Source organism: Streptomyces sp. NPDC001070, assembly GCF_053598835.1.
On sequence record NZ_JBSFLB010000003.1, the window covers coordinates 13,266 to 30,726 of the forward strand.

The following is a 17,461-nucleotide window of genomic DNA, read 5'->3' on the forward strand; positions in this document are numbered from 1 at the left end:
GCGCAGTGTGTGGAGCTCTCGCGTGAGTCTGCCAAGATGGGATCGACGATGACGTCGATCCCAGGTCAGGGTCACTCACCGAACAACCCGCACATCACAAGGAGCGGACACATGCCCATCGCAACCCCCGAGATCTACAACGAGATGCTCGACCGGGCGAAGGCCGGCAAGTTCGCCTACCCGGCCATCAACGTGACCTCGACCCAGACCCTGCACGCCGCGCTGCGCGGCTTCGCGGAGGCGGAGAGCGACGGCATCGTCCAGATCTCGACGGGCGGCGCCGAGTTCCTCGGTGGCCAGTACAAGAAGGACATGGTCACCGGTTCGGTGGCGCTGGCCGAGTTCGCGCACGTCGTCGCCGAGAAGTACCCCGTCAACATCGCGCTGCACACCGACCACTGCCCGAAGGACAAGCTGGACGGCTACGTGCGCCCGCTGCTGGCGATCTCCCAGGAGCGCGTGGCGGCCGGTCGCAACCCGCTGTTCCAGTCGCACATGTGGGACGGTTCCGCCGAGACCCTCGACCACAACCTCGCCATCGCCCAGGAGCTGCTGGCCGAGGCCGCCAAGGCGAAGATCATCCTCGAGGTGGAGATCACCCCCACCGGCGGCGAGGAGGACGGCGTCACCCACGAGATCAACGACAAGCTGTACACCACGGTCGAGGACGCCATCCGCACCGCCGAGGCGCTTGGCCTCGGTGAGAAGGGCCGGTACCTGCTCGCCGCCTCCTTCGGCAACGTCCACGGCGTCTACAAGCCGGGCAACGTCGTGCTCCGTCCCGAGCTGCTGAAGGAGCTCGCGGAGGGCGTGGCCGCCAAGTTCGGCAAGCAGGACCCGTTCAACTTCGTCTTCCACGGCGGCTCCGGCTCCACCAAGGAGGAGATCGCCACCGCGCTGGAGAACGGCGTGGTCAAGATGAACATCGACACCGACACGCAGTACGCCTTCACGCGCCCCGTCGCGGACCACATGTTCCGCAACTACGACGGTGTGCTGAAGGTCGACGGCGAGGTCGGCGACAAGAAGACCTACGACCCGCGCAGCTGGGGCAAGCTGGCCGAGGCCGGCATGGCCGCGCGCGTCCTCGAGGCCTGCCAGGACCTGCGCTCCGCCGGCACCAAGCTCAAGTAACCGCCGGGCACGGCGGTACGCACCGGGCCCGGCCCTTCCACGCGGAGGGCCGGGCCCCGGCCATACTGGAACCCATGGCCATTCACGAGAACCTGCTCGGGGGACCGCCCCCGACCAACCTGCCCGACGACCCCGAGCCGCGTGAGCTGCTCGCCTCCGGGGCGGCCCCCTCCGAGGTCGCCGCCAAGTACCCGGCGTCCTCCCTGGCCTGGGCGCAGCTCGCGGACGACGCATTCGAGGCCGGCCGGGTCGTCGAGTCGTACGCCTACGCCCGCACCGGCTACCACCGCGGCCTGGACGCGCTGCGCCGCAACGGCTGGAAGGGCCACGGCCCGGTGCCCTGGGAGCACGAGCCCAACCGCGGCTTCCTGCGGGCCCTGCACGCCCTGGCGCGAGCCGCCCAGGCGATCGGCGAGCAGGAGGAGTACGAGCGCTGCAGCACCTTCCTGCGGGAGTCCTCCGAGACCGCCGCCGAGACCCTCGGCTGAGTCCCGCCACACCGCTGACCACGGCATTCACCCCCGACCTGCCCGGCGCGCACGCCGGGCAGGTCTTGCCGTACCGTGCACTCACCACGCATGATGCGCGTGGGCCCGGCGCCGATCGAGCGCGGGCCCGAGGGGACCGGGGCCCCGCCGCCCAAGCGCGCGGGGCAGACCGCTACCCGGTAGCTCGTATCCACGGAGACACCGATGTCCCACCGCCCCGACGTTTCCCAGGCGGGCCCCGAGGCCCCGAACCTGGACTTCGAAGGGACCACCCCTTACGAGGACTACGTCCAGGCCGATGTCCTCACCCATCTGCAGCACCCCCGCTCCGACGACCCCGGCGAGATGGTCTTCCTGGTGACCACCCAGGTCATGGAGCTGTGGTTCACCGTCATCGTGCACGAGTGGGAGACCGCCTCCCGGGCGCTCGCCGCCGACGACGTGCCCACGGCGCTGGCCGCGCTCAAGCGCAGCACGTACGAGCTGGAGTCGCTCAACGCCTCCTGGGAGCCGATCGCGCACCTCACCCCGGCGCAGTTCAACGCCTACCGCGCCGCCCTCGGCGAGGGCTCGGGCTTCCAGTCCGCGATGTACCGGCGCATGGAGTTCCTGCTCGGCGAGAAGTCCGCGTCCATGCTGGTCCCGCACCGCGGCTCGCCACGTGTGCACGACGAGCTGGAGAAGGCGCTGCACGAGCCCAGCCTCTACGACGAGGTGCTGCGCTTCCTCGCCCGGCGCGGCCACGACATCCCGCCGCGCGGCGACCTGTCGCAGCGCTACGAGGCGGACCCGGCGGTCGAGCGGGCCTGGCAGCGGATCTACTCGGGTGACCAGGACACCGAACTGGTCCGTCTGGGTGAGGCCCTGACCGAGGTGGCCGAACTGGTGTGGCGCTGGCGCAACGACCACCTGGTGGCGACCCGCCGCGCGATGGGCTCCAAGACCGGCACCGGAGGCTCCGCCGGGGTGTCCTGGCTGGAGAAGCGCGCGAGCAAGAACGTGTTCCCCGAGCTCTGGACGGCCCGTAGCCATGTCTGACGCGATGAATCCCACCGAGTCCCCCGCTGCCGAGGCCGCCCGCCTGGACACCGCCGACGAGCTGGCGAAGCTCCGCGACCGCTTCCGGCTGGACGAGGTCGTCTACCTGGACGGCAACTCGCTGGGGGCGCTGCCCGCCGGTGTCCCGGACCGCCTGGCCGACGTCATCGAGCGGGAGTGGGGGGCCCTGCGCATCCGCTCCTGGAGCGAGAGCGGCTGGTGGACGGCGCCGGAGCGGATCGGCGACCGCATCGGCGCGCTCATAGGCGCCGCCCCCGGTCAGGTCGTGGCCGGCGACTCCACCAGCGTCAACGTCTTCAAGGCCGTCGTCGGCGCGGTGCGCATGGCCCAGCAGGCCGACCCCACCCGTGACGAGGTGCTGGTCGACGCCACCACCTTCCCCACCGACGGCTACATCGCCGAGTCCGCGGCCCGGATGACCGGCTGCACGATCCGCGCGGTCGACGCCGCGGACATCGCCGCCGCGGCGGGTCCGCGCACCGCCGTCGCGCTCGTCAACCACGTGGACTACCGCACCGGCCGGCTGCACGACCTGCCGGGCACCACGGCCGCCGTGCATGCGGCCGGAGCCCTGGTGGTCTGGGACCTCTGCCACACGGCCGGGGCGCTTCCGGTCGGCCTGGACGAGCACGGCGTGGACCTGGCGATCGGCTGCACGTACAAGTACCTCAACGGCGGCCCCGGCGCGCCCGCGTACCTGTACGTCCGCCGTGACCTGCAGCCGCGTTTCGACTCCCCGCTCCCCGGCTGGAACTCCCACCGCGACCCGTTCGCGATGGAGGCCGCCTACCGGCCCGCCGACGGCAGCGTCCGCGGCCGGGTCGGCACCCCGGAGATCCTGTCGCTGCTGGCGCTGGACGCGGCCCTCGACGTCTGGGACGGCGTGTCCCTGGACGCCGTGCGGGCCAAGAGCCTCGCCCTCACCGACTTCTTCCTGGAGTGCGTCGCGGCGTACGTGCCGGACGGCCTCGTACGGTCGGTCACCCCGGCCGCGCACGCCGAGCGGGGCAGCCAGGTCGCGCTGCGCTGCTCCGACGCGGGCGCGGTGATGCGGGAGCTGATCGCCAGGGGCGTCGTCGGCGACTTCCGGGAGCCGGATATCCTCCGCTTCGGATTCACCCCGCTGTACACGCGCTTCGCGGACGCCGAGCGGGCGGCGCGGGTGCTGGCACAGGTCCTGGAAGGAACGCGGTAACGCATGTCCGACCCCACCCCGCCGAGCGACACCACTCCGGCAGGCGCCGACGGCCGCGCCGACGGGGCGGGGCCGGAGCCCGCGCCGCAGGATCCCGCGGAGCGGGCCGCCGCCGAGGAGGCGTCCGCCTTCTCGCACGAGCCCGTCCCGCCGGACGCCACCGCGGCCTACGGCGAACACCCCGACCAGGTCGTGGACTTCTACCGCCCGCGGCCCGGCGCCGGGGCCGCTCCCGACGGCTCCGCCGGTGGTACCCCCACCCGCGACGAAGGCCGTGGGGAAGACGTGCGGCCCGGGCCGCTGGTCGTGCTCTTCCACGGCGGCGCCTGGCGGGCGCCGTACGACAGGACGCATGTCTCTCCGCTCGCGGACTTCCTGGCCCGGCACGGCTTCGCGGTGGCCTCGGTGGAGTACCGCCGGGGCAACGGCGGTACGGTCGCGGGTCGCTGGCCGGACACCTTCGACGACGTGGCGGCCGCCACCGACGCCGTTGCGGCGCTGGCCGTGGCCGCCCTCGGCGAGGACTCGGTCGACGTCCGGCGGACCGTCCTCACCGGCCACTCGGCCGGCGGTCATCTCGCGCTGTGGGCGGCCGCCCGGCACGTGCTGCCGTCCGGGTCGCGCTGGCACCGTCCCGCCGCCCCGGCGCTGCGGGGCGTGGTCGCGCTCGCGCCGATCGCGGACTTCGGGGCCGCGGTCGAGCTGGACGTGTGCTCCGGTGCCGTCGCCCAGCTCCTCGGCGGTCCGGAGCAGCTTCCCGCGCGCCGGGCGGAGACCGACCCGGCCGCGCTGCTGCCCACCGGCATCGCCGTGACCGTCGTGCACGGCGACGCGGACGACGTCGTCCCGCCGCAGGTCGCGGAGGCCTTCGCGGCCGCCTCGGCGAAGGCGGGGGAGGAGATCCAGCTGACCCTGCTGGAGGGCGTGGGCCACTTCCCGGTGATCGACCCGGCGGCGGACGCGGCGGCCGTGGTCGCCGAGGAGATCGCACAGCTCGCCTGGTGAGGCGGTGTCCTACTTGAGGATGACGCCGGGACATCGTCTTCACCGGTGACGACGGCGAGGCGCGGAATACCTACGGTGTGTGCGTGACCGAGACAAGCCAGACCTCGCTGCGGACCGAGCTCCGCATGGCCCGCGGCGCCCTCAGCGGACTGCGGCAGGACCTGATCACCGACGCCTTCGCTTTCCGGCCGATGGCACCGCTCCGCGGAGGGCACCCGCTGCTCGCCGTGGTGCCGCGCAGGCTCCGGGGGTACGGGCGCTGGCTGCCGCACGCGGCGCTGACCTGCTTCACGGTCTTCCTGATGTTCGTCTCGGTGGAGAGCCTGGACGGTCCGGGCGGCTTTGTGCTGGCCCTGCTGGCCGGTGTGCCCCTGCTCACCACGATGTTCCGACCGATCGGCGCGTGGTGGCTGTCGGCCGGGGCCGCGGTGCTCACCGGGGTGTTCTCCGGCGGCTGGTCCTCCACCTATCCGTGGACGGACACCGGCTTCGTCTCGCACCTGACGGTGCTGGCCGTGGTGGCGGCGCGCACCCGGGCGCGGGTGGCCGCCGAGATATGGCTGCTCACCGCCGCGCTGGCGCTGGGCTTCCGGCCCCTGTCCGGCGGGTACGGCTCGGACCCGGTCATCATGATCTTCCTCTCCGCCGTGGTGCTGTCCGTCGTGTCGGCGGTGCGCGGGCTGCGGCAGTCCCGGCAGGAGGTCGCCGCCCAGGTCGCCGTGACCGAGGTCGAGCGGACCCGGCGCACGCTGCTGGAGGAGCGCACGACCATCGCCCGCGAGCTGCACGACGTCGTCGCCCACCACATGTCCGTGATCGCGATCCAGGCGGAGGCCGCGCCGTACCGGGTGGAGAACCCGCCCGAGGAGCTGACCAAGAGCTTCTCGATCATCCGTGAGAACGCCGTCATCGCCCTGACCGAGCTGCGCCGGGTCCTCGGGGTCGTGCGGGCCGAGGACTACCAGGCCCCCGACGCGCCGCAGCCGACCCTCGCCGACCTCGACCGGCTCGTCGCCAATGTGCGCGAGGCGGGGCTGGAGGTGGAGAAGACGCTGACGGGCGCGGTGCGCGAGCTCCCCCAGGGCGTCGAACTGTCGGCGTACCGGATCATCCAGGAGGCGCTGAGCAACACGCTGCGGCACGCGCCGGGCGCCGGCGCCCGGGTGGAGGTGTCGTACGTGCTCGGCGGGCTCGGGCTGCGCGTGGTCAACGGCCCGCCGCGCGGCCTGGTGAAGCCCTCGCCGGGCGCCGGGCACGGGATCGCCGGGATGCGGGAGCGGGTGGCGATGCTGAGCGGCGAGATGACCGACGGGCCGACCGAGGACGGCGGTTACGAGGTCACCGTGTTCATCCCGGTCCCCGGGGAGCGGGCATGAGCGGGAACGCCATCCGGGTGCTGATCGCGGACGACCAGATGATGGTCCGCGAGGGCTTCTCGGTGCTGCTGGGCGCCCAGCCCGACATCGAGGTCGTCGGTGAGGCCGTCGACGGACGGCAGGCGATCGAGCAGGTGGCGGCGCTGCGGCCGGACGTCGTGCTGATGGACATCCGCATGCCCGAGCTCAACGGGCTGGAGGCCACCCGCGAGATCGTCGCCGCGGACGCCGACGCGAAGGTGCTCGTGCTGACCACCTTCGACCTGGACGAGTACGTCTACCAGGCGCTGCGCGCGGGCGCGTCCGGCTTCCTGCTCAAGGACGCCTCGGCGCGTCAGCTCGCGGACGGCGTGCGGATCGTGGCGGCCGGCGACGCGCTGCTCGCCCCGGCGATCACCAAGCGGCTCATCACCGAGTTCAACCGGCTGGGCACGCCCCGGCCGCCGGCCCAGGACCGGGTCGGGGAGCTCACCGAGCGTGAGACGGAGGTGCTCGTGCTGGTCGCCCAGGGGCTGTCCAACGCGGAGATCGCCGACCACCTCGTGGTCGCCGAGTCGACGGTCAAGACGCATGTGAGCCGGGTCCTGGTGAAGCTGGGGCTGCGGGACCGGACGCAGGCGGCGGTCTTCGCGTACGAGGCGCGGCTGGTCACCCCGGGCGGCTGAACGGGCGGAGGGTAGTCTCCGCACATGAGCAGCACAGCCACCGCCTTCGATCCCTGGTCGCCGCAGTTCGTCGCCGACCCGTACCCGGCTTACGCCGCGCTGCGCGACGAGGGCCGCGCGCACTGGTTCGAGCCGAGCGGGCAGTGGCTGATCCCGCACTTCGCGGACGTGAGCGCCCTGCTGCGGGACCGGCGGCTGGGGCGGACGTATCTGCACCGCTTCACCCACGAGGAGTTCGGCCGCACCGCGCCGCCGCCCGAGCACGAGCCCTTCACCACGCTCAACGGCAACGGCCTGCTCGACCTGGAGGCCCCCGACCACACCCGCATCCGGCGGCTGGTCTCCAAGGCCTTCACCCCGCGCACCGTCGAGCGGCTCACGCCGACCGTGCAGCGGCTCGCCGGGGAGCTCGTCGAGCGGCTGGTCGCGGAGGGCGGTGGCGATCTCATCGCCACGGTCGCCGAACCGCTGCCGGTCGCGGTCATCGCCGAGATGCTGGGGATACCGGTGGCGGACCGGCATCTGCTGCGGCCCTGGTCGGCCGACATCGTCGGGATGTTCGAGCTCAACCCGAGCGAGGACGCGGCCCGCCGCGCGGTGCGGGCGAGCGTGGAGTTCTCCGACTACCTGCGCGCACTCATCGCCGAACGCCGCAAGGCGCCGGGCGAGGACCTGATCAGTGCCCTGATCGCGGCCTTCGACGAGGGGGAGAGGCTCAGCGAGCAGGAGATGGTCTCCACCTGCGTGCTGCTGCTGAACGCCGGGCACGAGGCGACCGTCAACACCACGGGCAACGGCTGGTGGACGCTGTTCCGGCACCCGGAGCAGCTGGCGGCGCTGCGCGCGGCGCCGGAGGAACTGCTGCCGTCGGCGATCGAGGAGCTGCTGCGCTTCGACACTCCGCTGCAGATGTTCGAGCGGTGGGTGCTGGACGACATCGAGGTGGGCGGCACGGTGATCCCGCGCGGCAGCGAGGTGGCGCTGTTGTTCGGCTCGGCCAACCGTGACCCCGCGCGGTTCCCCGACCCGGACCGGCTGGACCTCTCCCGCGCCGACAACCCGCACATCACCTTCGGCGCGGGCATCCACTACTGCCTCGGCGCGCCGCTGGCCCGCATCGAACTCGCCGCGTCCTTCGCGGCGCTGCTCCGGCGCGCCCCGCGGCTGGAACTCGTGGCGGAGCCCACGTGGAACGAGGGGTACGTCATCCGCGGCCTGCGGGAGCTGCGCGTCACCTGCTGATGCCGTCCGGGGCGCTCGCCGCTGATGCCGCCGAGCGCCCCGACGCAGCCGAGGCCCCGGATCCCGGCCGTGCGACCGGGTTCCGGGGCCGTCGCGCGTTTCAGCCCGTGACGTCGCGGCGGCGCAGGGCCGCCAGGCCGGCCAGGCCGATGGCGGCGGCCAGCAGCGTCAGGACGGCCAGCGGGGTCACCGTGACGTCCGCCGACGGCACCTTCGGCAGGTGCGTGAAGGCGGACAGATCCATCACCCAGGGCGAGAGCTTGAGCGCGGGTCCGTACAGCCCGATGGCCAGCGTCAGCGAGGCCACTCCCCAACCGGCCCGCGCCAGCTTCGGCGCCGCCCCGTACAGCAGCAGCGCCACCGCCGCCACGAACCAGACGGCGGGCAGCTGCACCAGGCCCGCCCCCGCCAGCCGCCACAGCTGGCCGCCGACGTCGCCGACCGTCGCCCCGTAGCCGAGACCCATCGTGAAACCGGAGACGGCCATCAGGAGCACGGATCCGGCGAACGCGAGCAGCGCGTGGCCGGCGGCCCAGCGCATCCGGCCCACCGCCGTGGCGAGCACCGGTTCGGCACGGCCGGAGTTCTCCTCGCCCTGGAGCCGGAGCACGGCCTGGACGGCGTAGATCGCCGCGATCATGCCCATGACCCCGATCATGGAGGCGAGGTAGGAGTCGACCAGCCCGGAGGCGCCGCCCATGTCCCGCATGACGTCGGCGAGTTGTTTGTTGTCCCGGACGAGGTCGGCCGCCCCGTTGGCGAGGCCGCCGAGCGCGCCGCCGCCCACGGCGAAGCCGGCCGTCCACCCCCACAGCGAGCCGCGCTGCAGCCGCCAGGCCAGCCCCTCCGCGGTGCGCAGGCGGGCCCCGGCCGTGGCCGGCCCGGGGCGGGACGGCAGCAGGGAGGCGTCGATGTCGCGACGGGCCACCAGCGCGTACGCGACGGCCACGAGCCCGGCGGCCCAGACGGCGAACAGACCGGTCACCCACCAGCGTTCGTCCGCGTAGGGGCGGATGTTCTCGGCCCAGCCGAGCGGTGAGAGCCAGGTCGCGGTGCCGGAGCCGGCGTCGCCGACGGCACGCAGCAGGAAGGCCAGGCCGAGGACCGCGCCCGAGATGCCCCGGGCCGCGCGGGCGCTCTCGGTCAGCTGCGCCGCGACGGCGGCGACCGCGGCGAAGGCGCAGCCCGCCCCGGCGAAGGCGAGTCCGAAGGCGACCGCGCCCCGCGAGCCCTGCCCGAGCAGGGCCAGGGTGACGAGCAGCCCCAGCAGTGTCGAAGCCCCGAACCCGGTGACCAGGGCGGCGGCCAGCGGCGCCCGGCGCCCGATCGCGCCCGCGCCGACGAGTTCGAGCCGTCCGGCCTCCTCTTCCTCCCGGGTGTGCCGGACGACCAGCAGCATGGCCATCAGCCCGGCGAGCGCCGCGCCGAAGGCCATCATGCGCCAGGCGGTCAGGCCGCCGATGCCCGTGTCGAAGACCGGTCCGTACAGGGCGCGCAGCGAGCCGTTGCCCGCTGTGCTCGCCGCGACTCCGGCGCGTTCGGCCGGGGTGTCGTAGAGGCTGCCGAAGGCCGAGGCGGTGGAGGCGACCAGCAGGGCGATCGGCACGACCCACGCCGGGATCATGATCCGGTCCCGGCGCAGCGCGAGCCGGGTGAGCGTCCCCGTCCCGGTGAGCGCGTTCATCGCCGGGCCTCCGCGTCCGCCGCAGTGGCGTCGGGGGCGCTGTCCTCGTAGTGCCGCAGGAACAGCTCCTCCAGCGTGGGCGGTGTGCTCGTGAGGCTGCGCACGCCCGTCTCGCTCAACTGCCGCAGCACGGCGTCGAGCTTGTCGGTGTCGACCTGGAGCCGGACGCGGTTGCCGCGCACGTCGAGGTCGTGCACCCCGGGCAGCCGGCCCAGGCCGTTCGGCTCACCGGCCAGCTCCGCGGTGACCGAGGTGCGGGTGAGGTGCCGCAGCTCGCCGAGGCTTCCGGTCTCCACCGTGCGCCCGGCCCGGATGATGCTGACCCGGTCGCACAGGGCCTCGACCTCGCTGAGGATGTGACTGGACAGCAGCACCGTCCGGCCGCGGTCGCGTTCCTCGCGGACGCACTCGCGGAAGACCTCCTCCATCAGCGGGTCGAGCCCGGAGGTGGGCTCGTCCAGTATCAGCAGGTCCACGTCCGAGGCGAACGCGGCGACGAGCGCGACCTTCTGTCGGTTGCCCTTGGAGTACGCGCGGCCCTTCTTCGTCGGGTCCAGCTCGAAGCGCTCCAGCAACTGCCGCCTGCGCGCCTCGTCCAGCCCGCCGCGCAGCCGCCCCAGCAGGTCGATGACCTCGCCGCCGCTGAGGTTGCGCCAGAGCGTGACGTCGCCCGGGACGTAGGCCAGCCGCCGGTGGAGCGTGACGGCGTCGCGCCACGGGTCGCCGCCGAGCAGTTGGGCGGCGCCGCGGTCGGCGCGCAGCAGCCCGAGCAGGATGCGGATGGCCGTGGACTTGCCTGCGCCGTTGGGCCCCAGGAAGCCGTGCACCTCTCCCGTTTCGACGGTCAGGTCGAGGCCGTCCAGTGCGTGCGTGCGGCCGAAGGACTTGTGCAGTCCGGCCACACTGATTGCCCTCGTCATGCTTCTGAACGTACAGTAGATTCACGAAGTTGTGAAGTTAAAGAACCGTATAAACTTCGTGACGGGAGGCGATGGCATGGCGGTGGCGGATGACTCCATGGAGTCGATGACGTTCGTCGAGCGCTTCGCGGCGGAGCTGGTCGAGGCGGGCATGCAGCGCATGGCCGCGCGGGTCTTCGCCGCGCTCCTCGCCTCGGAGGCCGGCGTGCTCAGCGCCGCCGAGCTCGCCGAGCGGCTCCAGGCCAGTCCCGCCGCCATCTCCGGCGCGGTCCGCTATCTGGCGCAGGTCGGCATGCTGACCCGCGAGCGGGAGCCCGGTTCACGGCGTGAGCGCTACCGGGTGCACAACGACCAGTGGTACGAGACGTTCACCCGCCGCGACCAGGTCCTCGTCCGCTGGGAGCACACCCTGCGGGCCGGCGTCGACGCGCTCGGCCCCGACACCCCCGCCGGCCGGCGGATAGCGGAGACCGCGGCATTCTTCGACTTCCTGCAGAAGGAACTCGTCGACATGATGGACCGCTGGCGCGAACGCAAGGCGGAACTGCGCGAACAGGGCGTCCTCTGACCTTCCGGGCGCCGGACGCCCACCCGGTGAACCGAGCCCGCTAGTAGGCGGACCGCGGCACCGTCAGCCGCCATGCCGCCGGCATCACGGTCCACGTGCGGCGGCGCACCGGCCCGGCCAGCGCGGCGTCCGCCGTGTAGCGGAAGTCCCGCCCGGAGACGGTGACCGTACGGGCGTGCACCGGTCCGGCGGGCCCCAGGCCGTCCCTGCGGACCAGCACCTCGGCGAGCCCGGGCACCGCCGTGGAGACCGACACCTCCTCGACGCAGTCGTCCAGGTCGGCCAGGACCACCCCGTCCGCCTCGATCCGCAGCCGCTGTGCGCCGCGCATCCCGAGCCCCAGGTGCGGCGAGTGGCCGTTGAGGCTCAGCGTGCGCGCCAGCGAGCGGGCCCGGCGCTCCACCGGCATCCACCAGGCGGGCGCCGTCGAGCTGATGCGCAGCGCGCCCAGCACGATGCCGCCGCTGTCGTCGAGCAGCAGGTCCAGTTCCCGCTCCGCCCCGTCCAGCACCGCCCGCGCCGCGCTCACCGCCCCGCCCGGTACGCCGAGCGCCCGCGCCAGGCCGGTCCGCCGCCCCACCGGCACCAGCCCGACGACCGCCTCGCCCAGTGCCCTTGCCGCGTGCAGCGTGCGTACCGTGCGCAGCAGCGCCGCGTCGTCGCCCACGATGACAGGACGCCGCCTGCCCCGGTGCGCCAGCACCCGGACGGCCTCTTCGTCGGACTCCGGAAGAGCGATCTTTACGGAGGAAGCCCCCCCGCACAGCACATCCTTCGCGATGCGTACGGATTCGCCGTCCATGACACGGGCGGCAGGGTCGATGACCACGAGCAGGGGCTGCCCGGACGGTCGCTGAGCCGACACCTTGGTCCTTCCTCAGGTAACATCTCGGTGCAAGAGCCCCTTGCGCTGCCTTGCGCCAGGGGCTTCGTCTATTCCGGGGCACCGGTCCGACAGCTCTCCCCGCCGTGGGGAGCCACGTTGGACATGCCCCGCCCGGAAGGGGTGTACGCCTGTGCCCGCACTTGTGCTGCTCGGTGCTCAGTGGGGTGATGAGGGCAAGGGAAAGGCCACCGACCTGCTCGGCGGCTCCGTGGACTATGTGGTGCGCTACCAAGGCGGCAACAACGCCGGACACACGGTCGTCGTCGGCGACCAGAAGTACGCGCTCCACCTCCTGCCTTCCGGGATCCTCTCGCCGGGGTGCACCCCGGTCATCGGCAACGGCGTCGTCGTCGACCCGGCGGTCCTGCTCTCCGAGCTGAGCGGGCTGAACGAGCGCGGCGTCGACACGTCCAAGCTCCTCATCAGCGGTAACGCCCACCTGATCACGCCGTATCACCAGACGATCGACAAGGTGACGGAACGCTTCCTCGGCAAGCGCAAGATCGGCACCACCGGCCGCGGCATCGGTCCCGCGTACGCCGACAAGATCAACCGCGTGGGCATCCGGGTCCAGGACCTCTTCGACGAGTCGATCCTCCGTCAGAAGGTCGACGCGGCGCTCCACGACAAGAACCAGGTCCTGGTCAAGATCTTCAACCGCCGCGCCATCAGCACGGACCAGGTCGTCGAGGAGTACCTGGGCTACGCCGAGCAGATCAAGGACTATGTCGCCGACACGACGCTGGTCCTCAACACCGCGCTCGACGAGGGCAAGGTCGTCCTCCTCGAGGGCGGCCAGGGCACTCTGCTGGACGTCGACCACGGCACGTATCCCTTCGTGACCTCGTCCAACCCGACGGCCGGCGGCGCCTGCACCGGCGCGGGCATCGGCCCCACCAAGATCAGCCGGGTGATCGGCATCCTCAAGGCCTACACCACCCGTGTCGGCGCCGGGCCGTTCCCGACGGAGCTGTTCGACGCGGACGGCGAGGCGCTGCGCCGCATCGGCGGCGAGCGCGGCGTCACCACGGGTCGCGACCGCCGCTGCGGCTGGTTCGACGCCGTGATCGCGCGCTACGCGACCCGGGTCAACGGCCTCACCGACTTCTTCCTCACCAAGCTCGACGTGCTCACCGGCTGGGAGCAGATCCCGGTCTGCGTCGCCTACGAGATCGACGGCAAGCGCGTCGAGGAGCTGCCGTACAGCCAGACCGACTTCCACCACGCGAAGCCGGTCTACGAGACGCTGCCCGGCTGGAGCGAGGACATCAGCCAGGCGAAGACCTTCTCGGACCTGCCGAAGAACGCCCAGGCGTACGTCAAGGCGCTGGAGGAGATGTCCGGCGCCCCGATCTCGGCCATCGGCGTCGGCCCCGGCCGGACCGAGACCATCGAGATCAACTCCTTCCTCTGAGCGAGGGGGCGCGCGCCCTACAACCTGTCGGCGCGCGCGCCCACCGTCATACAGGGTGCCAATGTCGCGCGCCCGGGCCGTTCCTTAGCCTGGGCGCATGACCCCTCCTTTCGCAGACCCCGAGACCGGCGCCGCCGTGAAGGCCGCCGACCGCGCCCACGTCTTCCACTCCTGGTCCGCGCAAGGCCTGATCGACCCGCTGCCGGTCGCGGGGGCCGAGGGCGCGTACTTCTGGGACTACGACGGCAAGCGCTACCTGGACTTCACCAGCGGCCTGGTGTTCACCAACATCGGTTACCAGCACCCCAAGGTCGTCGCGGCCATCCAGGAGCAGGCCGCGAAGCTCGTCACCTTCGCGCCCGCCTTCGCCGTCGAGTCGCGCTCCGAGGCCGCCCGGCTGATCGCCGAGCGCACTCCCGGCGACCTGAACAAGATCTTCTTCACCAACGGCGGCGCCGAGGCCGTCGAGAACGCCGTGCGGCTGGCCCGGCTGCACACCGGCCGCCACAAGGTGTTCTCCGCCTACCGCTCCTACCACGGCGCCACCTCGGCCGCGATCAACCTGACCGGCGACCCCCGCCGCTGGCCCTCCGACAACGGCTCGGCCGGTGTGGTCCACTTCTGGGCACCCTTCCTCTACCGCTCCCCGTTCCACTCGGAGACCGAGGAGCAGGAACGCGACCGCGCGCTGCAGCACCTCGAGGACACCATCGCCTTCGAGGGCCCGCACTCCGTCGCGGCGATCGTCCTGGAGACGGTCCCCGGCACGGCGGGCATCATGGTGCCGCCGCCCGGCTACCTGGCCGGCGTGCGCGAGATCTGCGACCGGTACGGGATCGTCCTCGTCCTCGACGAGGTCATGGCGGGCTTCGGCCGCACCGGCAGCTGGTTCGCCGCCGAGCAGTTCGACGTCATCCCCGACCTGCTCACCTTCGCCAAGGGCGTCAACTCCGGCTACGTGCCGCTCGGCGGTGTCGCGATCAGCGAGGAGATCGCCGCGACCTTCGCCACCCGCCCCTACCCGGGCGGCCTCACCTACTCCGGCCACCCGCTGGCCTGCGCCGCCGCCGTCGCCACCATCGGGGTGATGGAGGACGAGGGCGTCGTCGCCCACGCCGCCGCGCTCGGTGAGAACGTGCTCGGCCCCGGACTGCGGGAGATCGCCGAGCGCCACCCGTCGGTCGGCGAGGTGCGGGGCCTGGGCGCCTTCTGGGCGCTGGAGCTCGTGCGCGACCGGGAGACCCGCGAGCCCCTGGTCCCCTACAACGCGGCGGGCGAGGCCAACGCCCCCATGGCGGCCTTCGCGGCGGCCTGCAAGAAGAGCGGTCTGTGGCCGTTCGTGAACATGAACCGCACCCATGTGGTGCCCGCGTGCAATATCACCGAGGCCGAGGCCAAGGAAGGTCTCGCGCTCCTCGACGCGGCGCTGTGCGTCGCCGACGAGCACACCCGCTGACGCGCCCCGGGCGGCGGGCGCACCACAGGTGTGGACCACCCGCCGCCCCGCCTCGCATAGGGTGTGGCGGAGCCGAAGCGCACCGCACATCTGTAGGGAGGCACCGGGCATGCCGGAAGGCCCAGTGGGCGGACCCGTCCGACGGAGCAGTCTGCGGCAGCAGATAGCCGACGCGCTCCGCGACGAGGTGCTCACCGGGCGCATGGCGGCCGGGCGGCACTTCACGGTCAAGGAGATCGCCGAGCTGTACGGCGTGTCCGCCACGCCGGTCCGCGAGGCCCTGGTCGACCTGGCCGCGCAGGGGCTGCTCGACGTCGAGCACCACCGCGGCTTCCAGGTGCGCCGCTTCACCGACGCCGAGTTCCGCTCCATGGTCGAGGCGCGCACGCTCGTCGTCGAGGGCATCTTCCGCCGCATCGCCGCGCGCGGCATGCGCGAGGTCGACCCCGCGGCGCTCGCCTCCGTACGGCGCCGGGCCGAGGCCGCGGCGCGCGCCGCCCGCTCCGGTGAACTGGACGTCCTCATCGGCTACGACATCCGCTTCTGGCGTGAGCTGACGGCGCTGGCCGGGAACGCCCACGTCGGCGAGTTCCTCGACCGGATCCGCACCCAGACCTGGGTGTACGCGGTGCCCTACCTGCGCGGCCGGCCGGACCCGGAGGGCCTGTGCTGGTCCGATCACGTCGCCCTGGTCACCGCGATCGAGAAGCGCGACACGGAGACGGCGCAGCGCATCGTCGAGGAGTTCAACGACCACTCCCTCGCGCTCATGAGACGACTGGCGGCGGGCCGGTAGGACGGCCCGCCGCCCACTACGCTGGTCCGACCACGCACGGAAGGACTTGGAGCGCCTGTGGCCTGCGACTTGTGGCTGGTTCCCCTGGTGGACGTGCTCTGCCACAGCCCCGACAACCCGTTCGCCGAGGAGATCGCCCGCTATGACAAGGCGTTGAGCGACGCCGGGCTGCCACCGGTGCCCGTCTACACCTATATGCCGGGCCTGTCGGGCGACGTGGCCCCGGTCGCCGGTTTCGACTACGACGCGCTGCACTTCCTGCGGCGTGCGCATCTGCTGAACCTCCAGGGCCTCGCCGTCACCCCGGTCGACGAACTCGGCGGCGACTACGAGCAGTTGCTGGAGATGTTCGAGACCACCGCCCAGCAGTCGCACCTCGTCTGGCACTACGACCACGCGGGCGCGTACGTCCCCCTGGACTTCGCTCAGCCGCTGGTCAACGACGAACTCCTGGACGCCGGCGGTCCCCTGGGCTCCGCCCACGGCCTGCTGCGCGAACTCGAACTGGTCGCCCCGGTGATCGGAATCGACCCGCGCAACCCGCCGCCCGCCCCGGCGCCGCCGCCTGGTCCCACCGAACTGGAGGAACCGGCGGCCCCGCCCGCGTACCACGACGGCAGCCCCTTCGCGCGGGAGCGCCATGTGTGGCTGGGGCTGCACGCGGCGGCCACGCGTGCGCTGGGGCAGGGTTCGATGATCGTCTTCAGTTAGCGCGGGTGCCGGGCGGGTGCCGCGGCGCCGCGGCCGGGCGGCGGTCAGCTCGCGCGGGGTCCCTCCGGGGGGCGCTGGCGCGGCATGCTCGGCCGTCCGCCCGGCAGCAGCGGGAACCGGCTGCCGGTGCCGGGGGCGGCGCCCTCCGTGGCCCGGGTGCCGCCCGCCCAGGTCAGGGACTGCGTCCGCAGGGGGGCGGCGCCGGCGCGGAAGTCCACCATCCAGTCGGCGGTCTCGCAGCGCACGAGTTCCGAGACGTCCTCGGTGAAGCGCCGCAGCACCGTCAGGCACCGCTCGGCCGCCTCGGCCGCGGTGCCCTCGGTCGGGCCGAGGACCTCGCGGACGGACTCCGAAGCCCAGTCGAAGCGCAGCGCCTCCAGCCGGCGCTGCACGGCCTGCGCGGTCGCCATGTCCCGCATCCAGCCGGCGGTCAGCCCGAGGTAGCGGTCCAGGCCCACGCACACGACCGCCAGCACCAGGGCCGCGTACGCCCAGCGGATGCGCCCGCCCGTGCCCGTGACGGCGAGTACGGCCCCGGTCGTCGCGCAGAGCGCCGCGCCGACCCGCAGCGACCGGGCCCAGCGGCGCTTGCGCAGGCGGTCGGCGAGATACCACTCCACGGTCCGCAGGGCGTCAGCCTCCGCCCAGCGGTACAGCTCCTCCAGCCGTTCGGCCGGCTCACCCCAGTCGCCCAGCGGAAAGGGCAGCGCCCGCAGGTCCTCCTGCCTGTGGAGCGCGCGCCGCTTCGGCTTCTCCCGGGGGACCTCCTCGGGATACATGTCCGGCTGGCTCACCTGCACGCTCCCTCGCGACTTCCGATGACGACCCACCTTCTTACCGCCGAACGGCTGACCGTGCGAGG

The 17,461-nt window shown here is 72.8% G+C and carries 17 protein-coding genes; 13 read left to right on the top strand and 4 right to left on the bottom strand.

The window, feature by feature from the left end:
* Positions 1-111: 111 nt before the first annotated feature.
* The 8 genes from fbaA to ACWDAS_RS04415 all read left to right on the top strand — a co-directional run bounded on the left by fbaA (position 112) and on the right by ACWDAS_RS04415 (position 8,164).
* Complete coding sequence (gene fbaA / locus ACWDAS_RS04380) at positions 112-1,134, top strand: class II fructose-bisphosphate aldolase (RefSeq protein WP_450387313.1); 1,023 nt, start codon at positions 112-114, stop codon at positions 1,132-1,134.
* A 74-nt stretch (positions 1,135-1,208) separates the two neighbouring features.
* On the top strand, positions 1,209-1,622 hold the full coding sequence (locus tag ACWDAS_RS04385) for a DUF3151 domain-containing protein (protein WP_450387314.1): 414 nt from the start codon (positions 1,209-1,211) through the stop codon (positions 1,620-1,622).
* A gap of 204 nt (positions 1,623-1,826) precedes the next feature.
* Positions 1,827-2,660, top strand: coding sequence for a tryptophan 2,3-dioxygenase family protein (locus ACWDAS_RS04390; RefSeq protein ID WP_450387315.1), 834 nt, complete (start codon positions 1,827-1,829; stop codon positions 2,658-2,660).
* Positions 2,653-3,876 (top strand): kynureninase, encoded by a 1,224-nt coding sequence (gene kynU, locus ACWDAS_RS04395; protein ID WP_450387316.1) that lies wholly within the window; start codon positions 2,653-2,655, stop codon positions 3,874-3,876. Before ACWDAS_RS04390 ends, kynU begins: the two co-directional genes overlap by 8 nt.
* Before the next feature lie 3 nt (positions 3,877-3,879).
* Positions 3,880-4,881 carry an alpha/beta hydrolase family protein gene (locus ACWDAS_RS04400; protein WP_450387317.1) on the top strand — a complete coding sequence of 334 codons (1,002 nt, stop codon included), beginning with the start codon at positions 3,880-3,882 and terminating at the stop codon, positions 4,879-4,881.
* An 83-nt stretch (positions 4,882-4,964) separates the two neighbouring features.
* The gene (locus ACWDAS_RS04405; RefSeq protein WP_450387318.1) at positions 4,965-6,257 is read left to right on the top strand and encodes a sensor histidine kinase; all 1,293 of its coding nucleotides are present in this window, start codon (positions 4,965-4,967) and stop codon (positions 6,255-6,257) included.
* On the top strand, positions 6,254-6,922 hold the full coding sequence (locus tag ACWDAS_RS04410) for a response regulator (protein ID WP_450387319.1): 669 nt from the start codon (positions 6,254-6,256) through the stop codon (positions 6,920-6,922). The genes ACWDAS_RS04405 and ACWDAS_RS04410 overlap by 4 nt, the downstream gene beginning before the upstream one ends.
* A gap of 24 nt (positions 6,923-6,946) precedes the next feature.
* Positions 6,947-8,164 (top strand): cytochrome P450, encoded by a 1,218-nt coding sequence (locus ACWDAS_RS04415; protein ID WP_450387320.1) that lies wholly within the window; start codon positions 6,947-6,949, stop codon positions 8,162-8,164.
* 100 nt (positions 8,165-8,264) lie between these two features.
* Here ACWDAS_RS04415 and ACWDAS_RS04420 read toward each other — a convergent pair whose 3' ends face one another.
* A complete protein-coding gene (locus tag ACWDAS_RS04420; RefSeq protein ID WP_450387321.1) occupies positions 8,265-9,848 on the bottom strand; it encodes an ABC transporter permease in 1,584 nt (527 codons plus the stop codon).
* Complete coding sequence (locus ACWDAS_RS04425) at positions 9,845-10,768, bottom strand: ABC transporter ATP-binding protein (protein ID WP_450387322.1); 924 nt, start codon at positions 10,766-10,768, stop codon at positions 9,845-9,847. Before ACWDAS_RS04425 ends, ACWDAS_RS04420 begins: the two co-directional genes overlap by 4 nt.
* Before the next feature lie 76 nt (positions 10,769-10,844).
* Between ACWDAS_RS04425 and ACWDAS_RS04430 the strand changes: the two genes are divergently transcribed.
* Positions 10,845-11,336 carry a GbsR/MarR family transcriptional regulator gene (locus tag ACWDAS_RS04430; protein ID WP_450387323.1) on the top strand — a complete coding sequence of 164 codons (492 nt, stop codon included), beginning with the start codon at positions 10,845-10,847 and terminating at the stop codon, positions 11,334-11,336.
* Between the two features lie 40 nt (positions 11,337-11,376).
* Here ACWDAS_RS04430 and ACWDAS_RS04435 read toward each other — a convergent pair whose 3' ends face one another.
* Entirely contained in the window at positions 11,377-12,165 is a 789-nt protein-coding gene (locus tag ACWDAS_RS04435; RefSeq protein WP_450387614.1) for a diacylglycerol kinase, read from the bottom strand.
* A gap of 187 nt (positions 12,166-12,352) precedes the next feature.
* Between ACWDAS_RS04435 and ACWDAS_RS04440 the strand changes: the two genes are divergently transcribed.
* The 4 genes from ACWDAS_RS04440 to ACWDAS_RS04455 all read left to right on the top strand — a co-directional run bounded on the left by ACWDAS_RS04440 (position 12,353) and on the right by ACWDAS_RS04455 (position 16,599).
* Positions 12,353-13,636, top strand: coding sequence for an adenylosuccinate synthase (locus ACWDAS_RS04440; RefSeq protein WP_450387324.1), 1,284 nt, complete (start codon positions 12,353-12,355; stop codon positions 13,634-13,636).
* Between the two features lie 97 nt (positions 13,637-13,733).
* Positions 13,734-15,092, top strand: coding sequence for an aminotransferase class III-fold pyridoxal phosphate-dependent enzyme (locus ACWDAS_RS04445; RefSeq protein WP_450387325.1), 1,359 nt, complete (start codon positions 13,734-13,736; stop codon positions 15,090-15,092).
* A 109-nt stretch (positions 15,093-15,201) separates the two neighbouring features.
* Positions 15,202-15,888, top strand: coding sequence for a GntR family transcriptional regulator (locus ACWDAS_RS04450; protein ID WP_450387326.1), 687 nt, complete (start codon positions 15,202-15,204; stop codon positions 15,886-15,888).
* Positions 15,889-15,945: 57 nt separating this feature from the next.
* Complete coding sequence (locus ACWDAS_RS04455) at positions 15,946-16,599, top strand: hypothetical protein (protein WP_450387327.1); 654 nt, start codon at positions 15,946-15,948, stop codon at positions 16,597-16,599.
* 44 nt (positions 16,600-16,643) lie between these two features.
* Here the strand turns inward: ACWDAS_RS04455 and ACWDAS_RS04460 are convergent, their stop codons facing one another.
* The gene (locus ACWDAS_RS04460) at positions 16,644-17,393 is read right to left on the bottom strand and encodes an SLATT domain-containing protein (protein ID WP_450387328.1); all 750 of its coding nucleotides are present in this window, start codon (positions 17,391-17,393) and stop codon (positions 16,644-16,646) included.
* Between the last annotated feature and the right edge of the window lie 68 nt (positions 17,394-17,461).

Excerpts from the sequence above, each read along its gene's own strand:
- fbaA (WP_450387313.1), top strand. The coding sequence starts at position 112 with ATGCCCATCGCAACCCCCGAGATCTACAACGAGATGCTCGACCGGGCG.
- ACWDAS_RS04385 (WP_450387314.1), top strand. The coding sequence starts at position 1,209 with ATGGCCATTCACGAGAACCTGCTCGGGGGACCGCCCCCGACCAACCTG.
- ACWDAS_RS04390 (WP_450387315.1), top strand. The coding sequence starts at position 1,827 with ATGTCCCACCGCCCCGACGTTTCCCAGGCGGGCCCCGAGGCCCCGAAC.
- kynU (WP_450387316.1), top strand. The coding sequence starts at position 2,653 with ATGTCTGACGCGATGAATCCCACCGAGTCCCCCGCTGCCGAGGCCGCC.
- ACWDAS_RS04400 (WP_450387317.1), top strand. The coding sequence starts at position 3,880 with ATGTCCGACCCCACCCCGCCGAGCGACACCACTCCGGCAGGCGCCGAC.
- ACWDAS_RS04410 (WP_450387319.1), top strand. The coding sequence starts at position 6,254 with ATGAGCGGGAACGCCATCCGGGTGCTGATCGCGGACGACCAGATGATG.
- ACWDAS_RS04415 (WP_450387320.1), top strand. The coding sequence starts at position 6,947 with ATGAGCAGCACAGCCACCGCCTTCGATCCCTGGTCGCCGCAGTTCGTC.
- ACWDAS_RS04420 (WP_450387321.1), bottom strand. The coding sequence starts at position 9,848 with ATGAACGCGCTCACCGGGACGGGGACGCTCACCCGGCTCGCGCTGCGC.
- ACWDAS_RS04425 (WP_450387322.1), bottom strand. The coding sequence starts at position 10,768 with ATGACGAGGGCAATCAGTGTGGCCGGACTGCACAAGTCCTTCGGCCGC.
- ACWDAS_RS04430 (WP_450387323.1), top strand. The coding sequence starts at position 10,845 with ATGGCGGTGGCGGATGACTCCATGGAGTCGATGACGTTCGTCGAGCGC.
- ACWDAS_RS04445 (WP_450387325.1), top strand. The coding sequence starts at position 13,734 with ATGACCCCTCCTTTCGCAGACCCCGAGACCGGCGCCGCCGTGAAGGCC.
- ACWDAS_RS04450 (WP_450387326.1), top strand. The coding sequence starts at position 15,202 with ATGCCGGAAGGCCCAGTGGGCGGACCCGTCCGACGGAGCAGTCTGCGG.